Here is a 17,767-nt window from a genome sequence, read left to right as displayed (position 1 = left end):
TTGTTCTTCTTGAAAAAAGAAACTTAATTATGAACTGAGAAAGAAATTAAACTCTGAATTAAAAACGAGACAGCGTTCAGTTTACACTCCCGAAGAATGAAAAAAGGCTTTCAAATAAATGAAAGCCTTTTTTTTATTCAACTCTTAGCCAAGTTTGAGTTTTATACATAAAGCCAATATAACCTCTCACTTGAAGTTTACCGTCTTCGACCCAAATCTTACCGTTATATATTTTACCATTTTCTGGTTTTAATATTTTTCCATCATCCCATTCATCACCATTTTTCTCCATATCCCAGATGATTTCCATACCTACAACTGGTTTATTTTTTTTATCTCCAGGGCAATTTTCACAAACTGTATTTTCAGGGTCAATAAGTAATTTGATAATTTTCCCATGCATTTTATCACCAACTTTATAAAGTTCTACGTGTGCTTTTGCCTCACCCGTTTCATCATCAATTGTTTTCCATATACCTAAAGCGGATGTTTCTTGTGCAAATAAATTTGAAGATGAAAAAATGATAAAAACGATAAAAAGGATTTTTCTCATAATAAAAAAGTTATGTATTATTCTATAATAATTTCTCTTCCTTCATAAAAATCTAATATTTTACGAGAGAAAATAAATTGGTATTTAGCTCTATTTAATTCTGCTTTCGCTATGTTTAAATTATTTTCTGCAACAACATAGTCAGTAGTAGAAGCTGCTCCAGAAGTAAAACGTTTATTTACTGATCTAAATTGTTCAATAAGCGATTCAACAGATTTTTTTGATGAAATATATGTTTTTTGAGCACTAATTGCATTGATATATGCTTGTTCAATATTAATTCTCAACTCATTAAGGCGTTGCTCTTTTTGTACTTCACTTTTTGTAATTGCGATTTTTGCCTTATTTACTTGAGTTTTTATATTTCTATTATTATAAATAGGTATTGTCAATTGGATTGCTGCTACCTGACGAAAACCATTTTCTAATTGTGTTTTTAAAGAATTGTCGGTTGGGTCAATTGGATTATAAAAAGAAGAAGAATAACTACTCGTAACATTACCGTTAAAACTTAATGAAGGATAATAATCTCCTTTTGCAATCTTTCTTTGAAATACAGAAATAGCAATATCTCTATCTGCTTGCAGAATTTCAGGCATAATTACTTGAGAAGTAAGATATACATCATTACTATTTTGAAAAACCATAGCTGTATCAGGATCTGCCAATTCAGGAATTACAATATCAAATGGAGTATTAAAATCCAATTGCATTGATTGCTTTAATGTAAGTATTGCAATAGAATAAGCATTTTCTGCTTCCGTTAATTGTCTATCTGTATCAGCCTTTTGAGAAAGTAAATCTAATAACTCTGCTAAAGGCACTGAACCTGCATCAACTAAGCGTTTCGTTCTATCTACTTGTTCAGTTAATGTTTTTACTCTTTGTTCTGATATGCCAATATTTTCATATTTGAAAATAGCATCAAGAAAGTTTTCAGTGACTTGGAGTAAAATATCATTTTCCATTTTCTTTTTCCCAAGTTCAGAGCTTTCAATACTTGTTTTAGATTGTTTTACTCTATTCCAAATTTTTCTACCTGTAACAAGTGGAACTTGAACTTGAGCACCAATATTACCTGTATTGATATTTTCTTGTGAACTGATGTTTGTAAAAGGATCAATAGTCAAACCTCTATTAAAGGAATGAGTATAAAAACCGTTAACATTAGGAATCCATTGGCTTCTTGCTTGGCGGTATTCTTCAGTTCTTTCATCTACATCATAATTTTGTAATTTGACAAGTAGATTGTTTTCAATCGCATATTCAACACATTGTTGATATGACCATTCTTTTTCTTGAGAGTAGGCTATGACACTATTAATTAGAAAAAGTATAGATAGAAGTTGACGTTTGTACATTATAAAAAATTTGTCTGTGAGAACAAATGAAGTAAAATTTGTATTTCGTTTCCAAAATATAAAAAGAAAAACTAACCTATTAAAGGTTAGTCGTCTACATTTGGTAAAAAAGTGACATTATGGACCCATTTTATGCTTTCAAGGTATTCTAAAGTTATATCACGAGGTCTTTCATCCATTTCAATAAACTGAGTTGCCTTTTGATTTTTTCCACTTCTGGATACTGTCATCTCTGCAATATTGACTTCTTCTTGAGCCAATAACATTGAAATAAAAGAAATTGCACCTTTTCTATCATCAGTGGTGACAATCATAGTAGGAGAGTTAGCACTAAAATTACATGAGAATCTATTTACTTCTCTAATAGAAATTATGCCTCCACCTTTGCTTACACCAACTAATGATAATCTTTTGTCGCCTTTTGTTAAAATTAAACGAATAGTATTGGGATGATGTTCTGATGCATTCCCAACAGGTTTAAATGTATATTCAAAATTATTTTCTTCTGCTGTATCAAAAGCTTGTTTAATTCCAGGATCATCTGTGCTTAAACCCATTAATCCTGCTATAATTGCTTTGTCAGAACCATGGCCTTCGTATGTTCTTGCAAAGGAATTGTAAAAAATAACTTCAGCATGATCAGGTGTTCCACCAATCATCTTATGTCCAACTCTTCCGATTCTTACTACACCTGCTGTATGTGAACTTGATGGTCCAATCATGATTGGGCCTATCATATCAAAAATACTAGACTTTTCTGCCATAATTAAGTCGGCTATTTAATGTTTATATGGTTGATAAAATGAATAAAAACTTATTCCTTGGATAATATATGTGTAGTGTAAATATCACTATTTTAATGTGAAATGAAATACTTTTATCGTGGAAAATTTATAATTACAAACCCAAGCCTGTAACTTTTCTTTATTTTCTATTAAAGTTATACCTACAGGTCCGCCATTAGAAGGTAATGAAAATAATTTTTTCTTATTCTTCAAATCAAAAACTTCTAATAAATTGTCAGCATATGCTGTTGAAAATAAAAATTGTCCGTTTTTCGATAATGCTATTGACCTTGGATCATCAGCGGTTTTCATTTCAAATTTTTTAGTAAAACGATTTATATCATATGCTGATATAATTTCTTTACTACTTTGTGATAAATATATAATTGAATCAAAAGAAACAAAATGTCTTGGAGATTGAACATTCTTGATTGTTTTAATTTCATTCAAAGATTTAAGATCATAAACAGATATATTATGCGATCCCATATTACCAATCCAGAGTCGATTATTAATATAATCAATAGATAAACCTCTAGGTGTTGCTTTTGTTTTGAAATGCTTAATTGTTTTCCAATTTGAAGGATTACCTCCCTTAATATTTATAACTGTACAAGTATCATCATGCCAATTTGTTACATATAATCTATGGTGTAAAGTATCTTCTACAATAAATTTTGGAGTAGTTTCAGTTTCAAAAAATGCAATTTGGGACATTATTGTAGTTTCATTTTCAATGATTTTTACTTTTTTATTTTCCTTGAAATCAATAAACGTATTATTATTTTTTAAGTCCCAAACACAAACTCCATCAGCATTATGTAAGCTGATCCACAAAAATCTTTCATTATGTGTTAATACTGCTTCTACTGGTTTTTCTTGAATAGATTTAACCCATTTTCTTTTAGAGTAATCAAAACCGACTCCTTCTGTAGGTTTAAATTTTAATGTCCGAGTTCTTCTATAGTTACTTGTATTAATTTCAATTACAGATAATTCTTCCAAACATAAAGCGTAAACTTTAGAACCATCTTTTGTGGCAATAACAGATTTAGGAGCCCTATCTACTGGGAATCTATTGGCTTTAATATATTTTATTGAATCATATTCGAATTCAATGTCCTTTTCAACTGAAACATTTTTGTTTTTCTGTTTTAATTCAGTCTCTGTAACACTATCTACCTTTTTAGTAGTTTGCTCTTTTTTAGTATAGAAAAAATATCCACTTCCAATAATTAAGAAAGTGGATATTACAGTAATTACTTTTTTTAAATTCATTTAATTACACAAAAAGTTTTACTGGATTAGTATTTATTTCTGTCTTGAAGAATGTTATTTCTTTAAAAATAGGAGACAGGTGATTGATTAATAAATCTGAAGTATATTGTTCACTTTCATAATGTCCAATATCAGCAATGACAATTTTTCCTTCAGCATCAAAGAATTCATGATATTTAAAATCACCTGTTACAAAGAAATCAGCATTCACACCAATTGCATTTCGTAATAAAAAGCTTCCAGCACCACCGCATAGAGCAACTTTTGAAACAATTTTATTTTTTAATGGTGTATGTTTAATACCCTCAGCATTAAAAACTGATTTTAGTTTTCTCAAGAAATCAACTTCTGATAGAGGTGGGTTTAATGTTCCATACATACCTGAGCCAATTTCTTTTGATGTACTTTCTATCGTATATAATTGATAAACAATTTCTTCATAAGGGTGTACTTGGTTTAATGCATTAAGAACTTTACCTTTTAAATGAGAAGGTAATTGCACTTCTAATTTAATTTCCTCAACACTTTCAAAAGAGCCTTTTTCACCGATTGATGGATTTGCATTGTTACTTGGTAAAAATGATCCAATCCCTTTTGATTGATAATTACATCCAGAATACTCACCGATTTTTCCTGCACCTGCATTAGCTAATGCTTTCGATACCTCTTCAACTGCATCTTGAGGTACATAAACATTTAATTGAAGATTATTATTTTTAATTGGAGACAAAATTCTAACATTTTCAAGTCCCATCAAATCTGCAATCTTTTTATTTACACCATGGATCATATTATCCAAGTTTGTATGAATAGCAAAAATACAGATGTCGCTTTTAATCGCTTTAATTACTGTTCTTTCAACATAATTTTTACCATTAAAACTTTTCAAACCCTTGAATACAATAGGGTGATGAGCTATGATTAAATTACAGCCCTTTTGAATTGCCTCATCAACTATTTCTTCTGTACAATCTAAAGTGACAAGAACATTATTAACTGTTTCATTACCGGTTCCTGTGATCAATCGAGCATTGTCATAGCTTTCTTGATATTGAGCTGGAGCAAAATTTTCAAGCTCTTTTAATATATCTTTAACTTTCATAAGTGTCTATATAGAATAAAAGCTCGAATCTAAAGAAACGAGCCCTTATTTTGAAATAAAAAAATGTTACTTTTTATTTCTTCTTCATTTTTTTATTAAAAGTAAGCACAGGGCGGATTGCATGATTGGCTACTTCCTCAGCAATACTTCCCATCAATAAATGTTGAAGCCCTGTACGTCCATGTGTAATTAAAGAAATCATATCAGCATCAATGAACTGAGCGAACCCTCTAATTCCTTCTTCTTCAGAAAAATCATTAAAAGTATGGACATCAAAATCTTTAAACCCATGTTCTTTTGCGAATTCATTTAAATGATTTATTGAAAAGGGAGTTGCCTCAAAGTTATTAGGCGTAATCACTTTAACTAAATGAACTTTTGAATTAAAAATATCTTGGAAGAATTTTAATGACTTTATGATTTCGTCATCTACTTTATGAAAATCAGAAGCAAATACGATATTCTTTGGACCAAAATTCTTTTCCTCTTTTTTTATAGTTAAAACAGGAACTTTAGAATGTCTTATAATCTTCTCAGTATTCGAACCTATTAAAACTTCATCAATTCCTGAAATTCCTTGAGAACCAATGATAATTAGATCCGTTTCATCTCTAACAACAAAATCAGCTAAATGCCTTTGAAGAGAATCAAATTCAATATGTTTTTGTATTTCAACACCAGGATTTTCTTCAATAATCTTATCTACTTTTTGAGTAACTACTTCAGCTAATTTTTTAGTATAATGCGTATAAACTTCCGGATCTTCCATTCCTATGTCACCAGCACCAAAAACGGATAGACTATCATAATGATTTATTGTTGGAACATCAATAACATGTAATAATGAAATTGAAGCATCACACTTCTTAGCCATTTGAATAGCTACATTTAATGCGTTATTAGCTTCAGGAGAAAAATCAGTAGGGACTAATATATTTTTAATTTCCATAACTCTTGATATTTTATTTTATATCTATGAATATACAATGAGTACTCATTAAAAACGTTGATGAAAGTCAATATAAATGTAAATTCTACAATAAATATGTTTTTCTTTAATTAGAAATATTAAAAAATGCATCCATAAGCATAGGGACAGATGCATCAGAATGACTTTCGCCTTCTACGTCAAACTTGTTGACATTTATATTTTTATTTAAAAGATTATTGAAAAGTTGAACTGTAGATGAATAGGGGATTAGTTCATCATTGGGAGAATGATATAAATTAATTTCATTATTAAAGTCAAAAGTTGTAACGCTATTTTGAAGTAAAGCATTATACATTAAGTTTTTAGTATCATGGTTTATTAATTCATCCATAAAAATAGGATTAAATAATGAATCTAAAGTATTTGGTAAAATACTATTTGCTTGTTCAATAGAAGACATTCCTTCTAAAACTAAAGGTAAATCTTCAATAACATCTTCTCTGAAAATTTCATTTAAAGGAATTTCCCATTCATAATAATGATAGTAAGCATAAGTTATCAGCGCAAGAAATGAGGGAGAACCATAAGTTTCTTCAGATAATATTTGATCCATAATATGCACTAAATCATAGCCTCCAGCACCAACATGAATTTCATTTATTGAAAAGTTGGAATTAATTTTTTGAAAATGTTGCATTGCTGCTAAAGTTGAATAACCACCTTGAGAATAACCTGTTATATAGCAATTAGATGTATTTTCTTTATGAAATAAATTTGCTAATTCAGAGGCTGCTAAAAGCATAGAATGAATATGCTCACCTGTTTTTTCTTTTATATAATAGTATTGATTAGAATCGGCAGTACTACCAAAACCAACTAAATCTGGGATAATAATATTGTATCCTAATGAAGCACCAAATTCATAAGTAGGGTTGTTGCTAATACTTGGTGCACTTGCTTCTGATAGAGTAGTGCCTCTATTAATAATAACCCAATCAGAACTTATATTTTCATTGGGAAATGAAACAACGCCAGACAATATAATCGGCTGATTATTTTTATCAGTAGAATGATAAGTTATCCTATAGCTTTCAAAGCCATATTCAATTAACGGTATTATCTCACTAAGGCCACCGATTTGTGCCAAAAGAATTAAGTTTTCGTAAGAATAATTACTCTTTACTTCATATGAATCTAGATAAGTAAAGGTTTCAGAGGTATTATTATTTTCTTCTTCATTACAACTTTGTATTAAAATTATACTGAATAAAGAAAGAATTGGAATTAGTTTATGATAAAGGGTCATGCTTATTTTTATTTTAAAAATTAATAAGCATGACCCTTTAAAACAAGAATATGATAAATATATATTAGCTTTGAATAGCTTCTTTATGTAATTTTTTTCTATTCGATGATCTTCGATTATAACTTTGCTTTAGGAAAGGATATGATAAAACTGATAACAAAATAATACCAGCACCTACATAAAATCCAGTAGTCATTGTCTCTTCTTCTCTAAAGAAAATTAATGCTAAAATAATTCCGTAAATAGGTTCTAAATTGACCGTTAAATTTACTTGAAATGCACTTAAACTTTTTTGAATTTCGACACATACTGCATAAGCTATTGTTGTACAGAGAACAGCAAGAATTAATAGATAGACAATATCCATCGTTGAAGGAATAGCTACTAATGTTTCACTATCAGATAAGAAAGGAAGGCATATAAAAGCTGTCGCAGCACCCCCAATCATTTCATAAAATGTAATTTTAGGGGATGAGATTGTTTTGACATATTTCCCGTTTAATACAGAAAATAATGAACCTACAAAAGCTGCACCTAAGGATAATGCTAATCCTAAGGCATGATCGAATTCAAATTGGAAAATGATATATAGACCTACAATTACAAATAAACCAAGAACTACCTCATATGGTTTGATACTTGTTTTTGTTAATAATGGTTCCAATATCGAAGTAAAAAGAGCTGTTGTAGCTATACCAGCAAGGCAAACACTAATTTTTGAAATCTTTGCAGAAGCAAAAAATAAAATCCAATGAGATGCTACTAAGCCACCTGTTATTAATAACTTTGTTGCATCTTTCCAATTAACTTTTAGTTCCCAACCTTTCATTTTCATGAAAATGCCCATTGAGATGGCTGCAATTAGAGTTCTGTAGAAAACTAACTGAAATGAGTCTAATTCAATTAGAACGCCGAGGATTGCGGTGAATCCCCAGATAAATACAATGATATGTAATTTAAGTTGCTCGTTGAACATTCTTGACGGAAGTATGTATAGGTGTTATAAAATTGTATCTCAAAGGTATAAAAAAAGAGTCTAACATTATTATAATGCTAGACTCTCTTTCCTAAATAAATCTTACTCTTATTTTTGAACTTTAAAATAAAGCCCAATTGTTACAAAGAAGAAGATAATATTTGGTAGCCATGCTGCTAAGAATGGACTTAATGTTTCTGCTTCTGCAATAGCTCTACTCATAATTACCATTAATAAGTAAATAAAGGCGAGAACAAATCCCATTGCAATTAAATATCCAGATCCGTGTCTTGATTTCATTGATGAAACACAAACACCCATTAATGTTAGAATCAAGATGGCAAATGGATAAGCATATCTTTCGTAAAGTGCGTTTTCATATACACCTAAATTGGCGACGCCTCTACTTCTTTCTTGTTCAATATAATCTGAAAGCTCACTGTTCGTCAAAGTCTCGTGAAGATTGTACTTACTTTCAAAGTATTTTGGATCAAGATTTAATTTCTTTTTTAAAGAATTACCTTTTGAAAAACTTTGTGTACCGTTTTTATTAAACGTATACTTCTCGTATTTATCAAAAGTCCACTCTTTGTTTGCCGAATCCCATTGAATTCTATTGGCTGAAATTTTTTCAAGTAATGTATTACCATCAAAAGTTTCAAGAGTAGGGCGGTAACCTCTTTTTATTCTATTATTATAGCTTTCTACATATAAGTAAGTTGAATCGCTCACTCTGTAGTGAATATCTCTTTCATTAAAGTAATAAGGGCTCTTTAAATACTTGATTTCAAAAGCAACTCTCGTTTTAGCATTGTTAGGAACAACATATCCCACTAAAGCGAAAATTAATAAACCTACGATAGAAGAACCAATTACATAAGGTAATAAGAATCTTGGGTAACTCACACCATTACTCAAAACAGCAATAACTTCTGAGTGAGCAGCCAATCGTGCAGTCATAAAAACTACTGCGATAAATATTGATAATGGACTTAGTGTATTAACCCAGTGTATAAATAGGTTGATATAGTATTCAGTAAAGACATATCCAAAGTCCAAACCATGTTTTAAAAAGTCATCTTGTTTTTCTGTGTAGTCAATAACACAAACAATGATGTTCAGTAACAGTACTACAAAAATAAATGTTTTAAAAAACTTTTTTAGAATATACTTATCCAGAAGTTTCATATTGTCTGTCGTAAGTGTTTTAATTCGACAAAATGGCAAAAGCCTAACCGATTACAAAAAAAGAATTCATCCGTTAATTTTGCAACGTTATAAGCAATTGAATACAGATTAATTGATTCTTTTAACGTTGTTTCACAACAATGGATGATAATTAAAAAAGAATTGGATTATAAAATGAAAGCCTTTCGAGAAAAAACTCAAAAGGCTTTCTATTATATATTATATCTAGAATAATAATTATTCTACGATACCAATTTTCAAGCTATTTGTTTTACCTTTCTTAGCGATTGGTAAAGCAGCGATGTTAACATACTTGTCACCTTTAGCAAGGAATCCTTTTTGTACTAAGATTTCTTCTAATTCTTTGAAAGTATCAGTTGAAGATTCTTTTGGTACATAATGGAAAGCTTTCACACCCCAAACAATATTCAGAGTAGCAGCTAATTGCTTGTCTGAAGAGAAAATAAAGATATTTGTCTTCGGACGGTGTCTTGAAATTCTAGAAGCTGTGAATCCAGAATTAGTTAAACCAATAATAGCTTTAGCATTTAAGTCAGCTGAAATACTTGAAGCAGCTTGAGCAATCAAGTTTCCTGCGAATGCTGAGCTTTCAGGGTTGAAATCATAAGTCTTGCTATAGATGTTGTTATTTTGACGTTCGATAGCAGTAATGATTCTAACCATTGCTTGTACAGTTTCAATTGGATAGTCACCTGCTGCAGATTCAGCTGATAACATTACAGCATCAGTACCATCAGCTACTGCGTTTGCAACATCATTTACCTCCGCACGAGTTGGACGAGGGTTGTTGATCATTGATTCCATCATCTGAGTTGCAACAACTACAGGTTTAGCTGCTCTGTTACATTTTTGGATGATTTCTTTTTGAAGCATTGGTACATCTTCAAAGTTAATTTCAACACCTAGGTCACCACGAGCTACCATTACAGCATCAGTAACTTTAAGGATTTCATCAAAGTTTGTAATTGCTTCAGGACGTTCAATTTTTGCAATAATTTTTGCGTTTGAACCTTTAGATTTGATGATTTCTTTTACTGAAGTGATATCCTCAGGAGTTCTTACGAATGATAAGGCTACCCAATTTACACCACATTCTAAACCAAATTCTAAATCTCTTCTATCTTTTGCAGTAAGTGCTGCTTCTGAGATATTTGTATCAGGTAAGTTCATTCCCTTACGTGATTTTAATTTACCTCCGTAAACAACTTCACAGATAATTTCGTTTGCTTTAACCTCTTTAACTCTAACACATAAGTTACCATCGTCGATAAGAATGTTATCACCTGCTTTAACGTCTTTTACGATGTTAGTATATGAAGTAGATACCTTGTCTTTTGTACCAACTACTGGAGTGTTAGTGATAATAATTTGCTCGCCTTCAACAATCTCGACAGCTCCACCTTCCATCTCACCGATACGGATTTTAGGACCTTGTAAATCTTGTAGGATAGCAGTGTTATGACCGAACTTTGAATTGTACTCGTTTACCCAATCGATTACTTTCTTGTGCTCAGAATGAACGTCGTGTGAGAAATTTAGACGGAATACATCTGCACCTGCGTGAATAAGCTCTAAAATCTTTTGCTTATCTCTTGTAGCTGGTCCAATTGTAGCGACGATTTTGGTCTTGTTGATTGCGATACTCATAGTTCTTAATTAACGAATATATAATTTTAAATTGTCTTGAGTCAAAATAAAGAAATCAGATATGACTGATATTTTATTTTTGTACTCTATATTTGAAACACATGCGAATTTATTATATTCCAATTTATAGAACAAGTCCTATTTAATCATCTTATATTAACAAATGCAATTAAAAATAGAAAATGCCCTTTTGGACCGTCAAAAAAACAAGAAAAAAACGCTTGCCGTCTTGATCGATCCTGATAAGTGGACAAATGAACAATATTTTTTCTTAAAAAATGGAGATAAAAATCATTTGCCAGATATATTTTTAGTTGGAGGAAGTCTTTTATCTTCAAATGTTCTAAAAAGGACTGTTCATGAATTAAAAGAACTTGGAAAACCTGTCATTTTATTCCCAGGAAATGCCATGCAAGTAACTTCTGAGGCTGATGCTATACTTTTTATGTCATTAATTTCTGGAAGAAACCCAGATTTTTTAATTGGTCAACAAATACATGCTGCTCACCGTGTGAGAGAGGCAAACTTAGAAGCAATACCTTTAGGGTATATTTTAGTGGAGAGTGGGGCGACTACATCTGTACAATATATGAGTAACACTCAGCCAATTCCGTTTAATAAAGATGATATCGCTAGGAGTACAGCTATGGCTGGTGAATTATTAGGTTTAAGAGCTTTTTATTTAGAAGGTGGAAGTGGAGCTAAACAACCAGTTTCAAATTCAATGATTAGTGGAGTGAGAAAAGCAGTAGAAGGATTGTTATTTGTAGGAGGTGGTATCCGTAATATTGAAACAGTAAAAGAAAAGTTTAATGCTGGGGCTGATGTAGTCGTTATCGGTACTGCATTTGAGAACAACCCCAACTTCTTGAAAGAAATACGAAATATTATTTAGGTGTATTTCCTTGATTTTGACCCTTTTTGAAAGGTTTCTTAAAATATTTTTTCTTTGAATTACTATTATTTCCTCCTTGATGATTCTTTTTTTGGAAATTATTTTTATTCCCACTAAAATTACGACGAGGAGGTCTCCTTTTTCTTATCACTGGATTATAAGCTGGCCCAGGGCCTAAGAATTGTGGATTTTCAGGTTTATCTACTTCTAATTGAATCAAATCTTCAATTTTACCAAAAGATTGTTGCTCTTTGCTACTTTCACTAATAAAAGTCACAGCAACTCCTTTTCTTGAAGCTCTTGCAGTACGTCCAACACGGTGTACATAATCTTCAGGATCTTTTGGAACGTCAAAATTAATTACTAATTCAACAGTATCTACATCTATTCCACGCGATATAATATCAGTACCTACTAAAATTTTTGTTTGTTTTCCTTTAAATCTAAGTAAAACATCTTCTCTTTCTTTTTGATCAAGATCTGAACTAATACCTTCTACACTTAAACCTCTTTTTGCTAATGCTTGCGCAATTTCTTTTACTTTAGATTTTGTAGAAGTGAAGATGATTACACTTTCATAATTTTCTTGTTGAACAAGATAATCAACCAAAAGATTTTTTTGATTTTCAAAAACTAGATAAGCAAGCTGAGTTACATTTTTAGATGTTTTTGAAATGGCAATATTAATCTCAATTGGATTATGTAGAAGTTCCTTCGCTAGTTTTCTAATTTTAGGAGGCATAGTCGCCGAGAAAAAGACATTTTGTCTCTTTTTTGGTAAATGTGATGCGATTTGAAGAATATCATCATAGAATCCCATATCCAACATACGATCTGCTTCATCTAAAATAAGGTTTTTTACCTTACTTACATTAGCGCCAATATTAAGATGAGATAAAAGTTTACCTGGAGTGGCAACAATTATATCTACACCTCTTTTCAAAGCATTTCTTTGATTTGAAAATGTACTTGAATCTCCGCCATATACAGGCATAGAGGTCACAGGAGTGTAATAAGATAACCCTTGAATTTGATAATCTATTTGTAGGGCTAATTCTCTAGTGGGAACTATAATTATGGTATGTGTCTCTGTTCCATCATAATCAGACATATGAATCTGATCCATGATAGGTAATAAAAAGGCTGCAGTTTTTCCTGTACCTGTTTGAGCACATGCTATTAAGTCTTTTCCATCCAAGATAGCAGGAATTGCCTGAGCTTGAATAGGAGTTGGTTCTCTAAAATTCATGGAGTAAATGCCGTCTAAAAGATCGTCATTTAACTTAAAATCGTCAAAAGTCACAATGTTTGAATTTATAGTTAAAAAATTTTTGATATCTATTTTTCCTTACGGTATGCATCAGTTGCTTGTCGAACCGAAGGATGTTTTTCTAATAAACCTTGAGCAATTTCTCTAGTAACATTAATTTCATCCATTACCATACGGATTGCTCTTTCTTCCAATTTATGATTGGTAAGTTGCATATCGACCATTTTATTGCCGATTACTTTACCTAATTGTATCATTACTGAAGTAGAAATCATGTTCAAAACTAATTTTTGAGCTGTTCCTGCCTTCATTCTTGTACTACCTGTAACAAATTCAGGCCCTACAATTGCTTCAATAGGAAATTGAGCAACTTCAGCCATTTTGCTATTTGGATTACAAACAATACAACCTGTTAATATATTATTTTGGTTTGCTTTTTCAAGTCCTCCAATAACATATGGAGTTCGACCGGAAGCTGCAATACCTATTAACGTATCATTCTCAGAAATATTTTCATTTTGAAGATCAATCCAAGCTTGATTTGGATCATCTTCAGCATGTTCAACAGCTTTTCGAATAGCACCGTCACCACCAGCAATTAACCCAACTACTAGGTCAAAAGAAACACCAAAAGTAGGAGGGCATTCTGAAGCATCAACGACACCTAATCGTCCACTTGTCCCTGCACCAATGTAAAACAAGCGACCACCTTTTTTCATGCGTGGAACTATCTCTTTAATCAATGCTTCGATTTGAGGGATTGCTTTTTCTACGGCTTTAGGAACACTCTGATCTTCTTTATTAATGTTATGTAAAAGTTTATTTACATCCATCTTTTCAAGATCATTATAATTTGATGACGATTCTGTTATCATTTTTTCTATTTGATGATGAGCAACAACAATTAAATTTGTTTGAACCACAAATATACATCAAATAGTTTCTGATCATAATAGATTATAAAGTATTACTGATTTAAAGATTCATCAATAATTTGATCAATATGAGAGGAAACTTCATCTAAATCTTCAAAAGCAAACTTTAAAAGGGATTGTGTAGTGATATGATTGGCGTTTATTACACCAAAAATATAGCTACCTGATTTACTATCAGATAATTTGACATTTTGAATGATTTTTTCACCAACTTTTTTAAGGCCTACAACATGAGCACCTTCTTCATATCTAGCTTCTAACTTGTAAATTGAATCTTGACCACCAATTAGTAAATTATTCATAATATGAAGAATTTCTTCAATCATGATATCTTTTTTGAATGGTATGATAAAGAAATTTAAATCTTCATTAATTTTTTCAATGTATAATGATTGATCTTCTTCTTCTTCAATTACTTTTTTAATATTCTTATCAATAGATAAAGCTAGGGGATTTATTTTTTTAGCAAAATAATAATTACTAGGGTATTTGTCACTTAATATTAATCGATCAGCAAAAGCTACATCTTGCCAAGACACTTTATCTTCTAAAGTAGCCATGCTAATTAATTCATTTTGTGAATATGCAACTGTATCTTTCCAAATAAATTTCTCCATCACTTTAGACTCTGCTAACACCCAATGTGCAGCAGTTTCTAAAGTAACTTCTTCATTTGTATATAAACAAACATCAGTATCTAAAGCTAAAACTTTATCCACCCAGTTAAAATCTTGATCTAATTTTACCCAAGTCGCTAAACTATTATTTCCTGTAGGAGCAAAAGAAACTGTATTTTCTTCCTTAGCAGGAGCATGATTCGTTATAGTGATAAAGTATTTGATATTCATATTCTTATTTTTTATAGCAGTTCAATACTATAAACACGAAATTGCTTGAAAATAATTCATTCGGAATTGTCAATAAATGTCAAACGCGTCTAATATTATCACAAATAATAGCGGTAGCAATAGCAACATTTAAGGATTCCGCATCACCAAAACGAGGAATAGTAATTTTATTATTTAGAATAGCATGGATCTCATCACTTATGCCATGTGACTCGCTTCCCATGACCATAATTGATTTATTTTTCATCTTAAATTGATGAATGTTTTCACCATTCATATCAGCTCCAATGATTTGAACATCTTTCTTTTGAAGTTCTTTTAGTTTTTCTGGCAAATCAACCGAGTGGCATTTGATTCTGCTAAAAGCTCCCATAGTTGATGCTACAACTTTTGGAGAAAATGGATCGGTACATTGTTTTGACAATAAAATATCCTTAATACCATACCAATCAGCAATTCTCAATATTGTTCCAAGATTACCAGGGTCTCTTACATCATCTAAAGCTAGAGTGAAATCAGATAAATCAGAAGCACTTGGAATTGAAAATTCGGGAATTTCAACTACGGCTAAACCTGTATCATTTGTTTGAAGGTGTCCGTTTTGCTTAAGAAGAGTTGGAGTTGTTTCATCCACCACTTCAATTTTAGAAAGAAGTTTATCCGAAAGGAGTGGAGCTAACTTTTCTGTATAAAATAAAGCTTTAATTTTTAAATCAGAACGAAACAATTCTTCAAGGTTTTTAAAACCCTCAACAATGAAAAGATTACTTTCCTTTCTTTTTTTCTTTTGTTGTAATGCTCTAACTTCTTTACTCCAACGTTTGTTCATAGTTTAAATAAATTATCTTCTTCTAAATTCTGGAATTTCTAGCATATCAAAAACATGATTTGTATTTGAAAATGAATGATTCACTCTATTGGAAAGAATTATAAGAAATGCTTCTGATTCAGGGTAATGGACAAATAATGTTGAGTAACCACGCCACCATCCACCATGGTAGATGACATTTGTTCCATTTGAAGTTTTATATAATCTCCACCCAAATCCATAATTGAATTTACCTCTTCTTTTTGGACTTTGGAAGGTAAATGCTTTTTCTTTACTCTTTTCTGATAAAAGTGAATCTCCTAACAATGCTCTATGCCACTTAAACATGTCTTCAACATTTGAATAGACACTTTTATCACCAAGTACACCATCTAACATATATTCTTCGAATTTTCTTGCTCTACCCGAATGACCAATTGCAACATTTTCTTGTTGAACTTTTATTGGGTCAAAAGTAAAAGTAGAATCCATGTGTAATGGAGTGAAAATTCTTTCATCTAGGAATGTAGAAAAAGGCTTGCCAGAAACTTTCTCAACAATAGAAGCCAATAACATGTATCCTGTATTCGAATACTTGAACCTTCTATCTGGTGAACCATATTTTCCTGGAACATATTCATACATAAAGTCAATACACAATTGATTATTGATTGGTGTATGTTTATCCTCTAATTTCCTATCCATAAGATAAATGTAATTAGGTAAACCAGAACGGTGGTCCAATAACATTTTAATGGTAATTCCTGGATAAGGAAATTCAGGGAAATATTTATTTATGGAATCTTCTACTGTAAGTAAAGAATCTTGCTCTAATATTAAAATAGCACTTGCTGTAAACTGTTTTGATACAGAGGCTAATTGAAAAACATCATCATCTTGTAATTTTGTTCTTCTTCTTATATCTCTATATCCAAAAGCCTTTTTATAGACGATTTGTTGATTTTTACCACCAAGGACAATGCCGTTGAATCGTCTTTTTTTATATAGTTTAGTGAAAGTAGAGTCAAAAACATGCTGAAATGAATCTAATTCAGCATTTGACAATGTATCAATACTTTCAATTATTATCTCTTCTTTTTCTTCATCATTGGTTACTTCTTTCTTTTGACAAGAGAAAAAAGAAAGAAGTAAAATAGAAATGATAAGAAACCTATAAAATCCACCCACAACTATTACTTCTATTTAATTTCGAAGTCTAATAATTTTTGATCTTCAATAAAACCTTCAATTTTGTCTCCAACAGAAATAGGAGAGACTCCTTTTGGTGTACCTGTAAAGATCAAGTCACCTTTTCGTAGTGTAATGAACTTAGAGATAAATGAAATGATTTCATCTACATTCCAGATCATCATACTAGAATTGCCATTTTGTTTTTCTTCACCATTAATCTTAACCGAGAAATTAATATCTTGAATTGATTTAAAATCAGCTAATGGTAAAAATTTAGAAATAGGGGCGCTACCATTAAAACCTTTCGCTAGGTCCCAAGGTAATCCTTTTTCTTTTAATTGACTTTGTATATCTCTTGCAGTAAAATCAATGCCTAAACCTACTTCATCATAATAACGGTGAGCAAATTTTTCTTGGATATATTTTCCTTCTTTACAAATCTTCACGACAAGTTCCACTTCATGATGAATGTCTTTTGAAAATTCAGGATAATAAAAAGGATCATTATTCCTAAGTACAGCTGTATCTGGTTTAGTGAAAATTACGGGTTGTGTTGGTCGCTCATTGTTTAATTCATTGATATGATCAACATAATTTCTTCCTATACAAATTATTTTCATGAACTGCGATATATTAAAAGATAAAAAAAGCCCGATATAATGAATTTATCGG

General features: G+C 31.0%; 17 protein-coding genes. 1 reads left to right on the top strand and 16 read right to left on the bottom strand.

Annotated elements, in window-relative coordinates:
• Positions 1-133: 133 nt before the first annotated feature.
• From ACXAHM_RS08295 to pyk, 10 genes are all read right to left on the bottom strand, one after another.
• On the bottom strand, positions 134-553 hold the full coding sequence (locus ACXAHM_RS08295) for a DUF2147 domain-containing protein (protein WP_474959954.1): 420 nt from the start codon (positions 551-553) through the stop codon (positions 134-136).
• Between the two features lie 17 nt (positions 554-570).
• A complete protein-coding gene (locus tag ACXAHM_RS08290) occupies positions 571-1,914 on the bottom strand; it encodes a TolC family protein (RefSeq protein WP_474959953.1) in 1,344 nt (447 codons plus the stop codon).
• 86 nt (positions 1,915-2,000) lie between these two features.
• The gene (gene sdaAB / locus ACXAHM_RS08285; RefSeq protein ID WP_474959952.1) at positions 2,001-2,678 is read right to left on the bottom strand and encodes an L-serine ammonia-lyase, iron-sulfur-dependent subunit beta; all 678 of its coding nucleotides are present in this window, start codon (positions 2,676-2,678) and stop codon (positions 2,001-2,003) included.
• Between the two features lie 87 nt (positions 2,679-2,765).
• Positions 2,766-3,977: a YncE family protein gene (locus ACXAHM_RS08280; RefSeq protein ID WP_474959951.1), complete on the bottom strand. Its 1,212-nt coding sequence runs from the start codon at positions 3,975-3,977 to the stop codon at positions 2,766-2,768.
• 4 nt (positions 3,978-3,981) lie between these two features.
• Positions 3,982-5,079: a Nif3-like dinuclear metal center hexameric protein gene (locus tag ACXAHM_RS08275; protein ID WP_474959950.1), complete on the bottom strand. Its 1,098-nt coding sequence runs from the start codon at positions 5,077-5,079 to the stop codon at positions 3,982-3,984.
• A 73-nt stretch (positions 5,080-5,152) separates the two neighbouring features.
• On the bottom strand, positions 5,153-6,028 hold the full coding sequence (locus ACXAHM_RS08270) for a universal stress protein (protein ID WP_474959949.1): 876 nt from the start codon (positions 6,026-6,028) through the stop codon (positions 5,153-5,155).
• Positions 6,029-6,134: 106 nt separating this feature from the next.
• Positions 6,135-7,316: a hypothetical protein gene (locus ACXAHM_RS08265; RefSeq protein ID WP_474959948.1), complete on the bottom strand. Its 1,182-nt coding sequence runs from the start codon at positions 7,314-7,316 to the stop codon at positions 6,135-6,137.
• 64 nt (positions 7,317-7,380) lie between these two features.
• Positions 7,381-8,292, bottom strand: a complete 912-nt coding sequence (locus ACXAHM_RS08260; RefSeq protein ID WP_474959947.1) for a DMT family transporter — start codon at positions 8,290-8,292, stop codon at positions 7,381-7,383.
• Between the two features lie 108 nt (positions 8,293-8,400).
• On the bottom strand, positions 8,401-9,480 hold the full coding sequence (locus ACXAHM_RS08255; RefSeq protein WP_474959946.1) for an LptF/LptG family permease: 1,080 nt from the start codon (positions 9,478-9,480) through the stop codon (positions 8,401-8,403).
• Positions 9,481-9,717: 237 nt separating this feature from the next.
• Positions 9,718-11,148, bottom strand: coding sequence for a pyruvate kinase (gene pyk / locus ACXAHM_RS08250; protein ID WP_474959945.1), 1,431 nt, complete (start codon positions 11,146-11,148; stop codon positions 9,718-9,720).
• A 163-nt stretch (positions 11,149-11,311) separates the two neighbouring features.
• On the opposite strand from pyk, the gene ACXAHM_RS08245 reads away from it, so the two are divergent.
• Positions 11,312-12,043 (top strand): phosphoglycerol geranylgeranyltransferase, encoded by a 732-nt coding sequence (locus ACXAHM_RS08245; RefSeq protein WP_474959944.1) that lies wholly within the window; start codon positions 11,312-11,314, stop codon positions 12,041-12,043.
• Here ACXAHM_RS08245 and ACXAHM_RS08240 read toward each other — a convergent pair.
• From ACXAHM_RS08240 to ACXAHM_RS08215, 6 genes are all read right to left on the bottom strand, one after another.
• Positions 12,036-13,292, bottom strand: coding sequence for a DEAD/DEAH box helicase (locus tag ACXAHM_RS08240; protein ID WP_474959943.1), 1,257 nt, complete (start codon positions 13,290-13,292; stop codon positions 12,036-12,038). The two genes, ACXAHM_RS08245 and ACXAHM_RS08240, sit on opposite strands and share 8 nt — an antisense overlap.
• An 89-nt stretch (positions 13,293-13,381) precedes the next feature.
• The gene (gene murQ, locus ACXAHM_RS08235; protein ID WP_474959957.1) at positions 13,382-14,218 is read right to left on the bottom strand and encodes an N-acetylmuramic acid 6-phosphate etherase; all 837 of its coding nucleotides are present in this window, start codon (positions 14,216-14,218) and stop codon (positions 13,382-13,384) included.
• A 62-nt stretch (positions 14,219-14,280) separates the two neighbouring features.
• Positions 14,281-15,096: a hypothetical protein gene (locus ACXAHM_RS08230; RefSeq protein WP_474959942.1), complete on the bottom strand. Its 816-nt coding sequence runs from the start codon at positions 15,094-15,096 to the stop codon at positions 14,281-14,283.
• 79 nt (positions 15,097-15,175) lie between these two features.
• The gene (locus ACXAHM_RS08225) at positions 15,176-15,925 is read right to left on the bottom strand and encodes a TrmH family RNA methyltransferase (RefSeq protein WP_474959941.1); all 750 of its coding nucleotides are present in this window, start codon (positions 15,923-15,925) and stop codon (positions 15,176-15,178) included.
• Between the two features lie 12 nt (positions 15,926-15,937).
• Positions 15,938-17,092: a serine hydrolase domain-containing protein gene (locus ACXAHM_RS08220; protein ID WP_474959940.1), complete on the bottom strand. Its 1,155-nt coding sequence runs from the start codon at positions 17,090-17,092 to the stop codon at positions 15,938-15,940.
• A gap of 11 nt (positions 17,093-17,103) precedes the next feature.
• Entirely contained in the window at positions 17,104-17,715 is a 612-nt protein-coding gene (locus tag ACXAHM_RS08215) for a fumarylacetoacetate hydrolase family protein (protein ID WP_474959939.1), read from the bottom strand.
• Positions 17,716-17,767: the final 52 nt, after the last annotated feature.

The organism is Flammeovirga sp. AWQ4_249 (genome assembly GCF_056161045.1).
The sequence above is the reverse complement of the archived record's forward strand: the minus strand, read 5'-3'. Positions and strand labels throughout refer to the sequence as shown.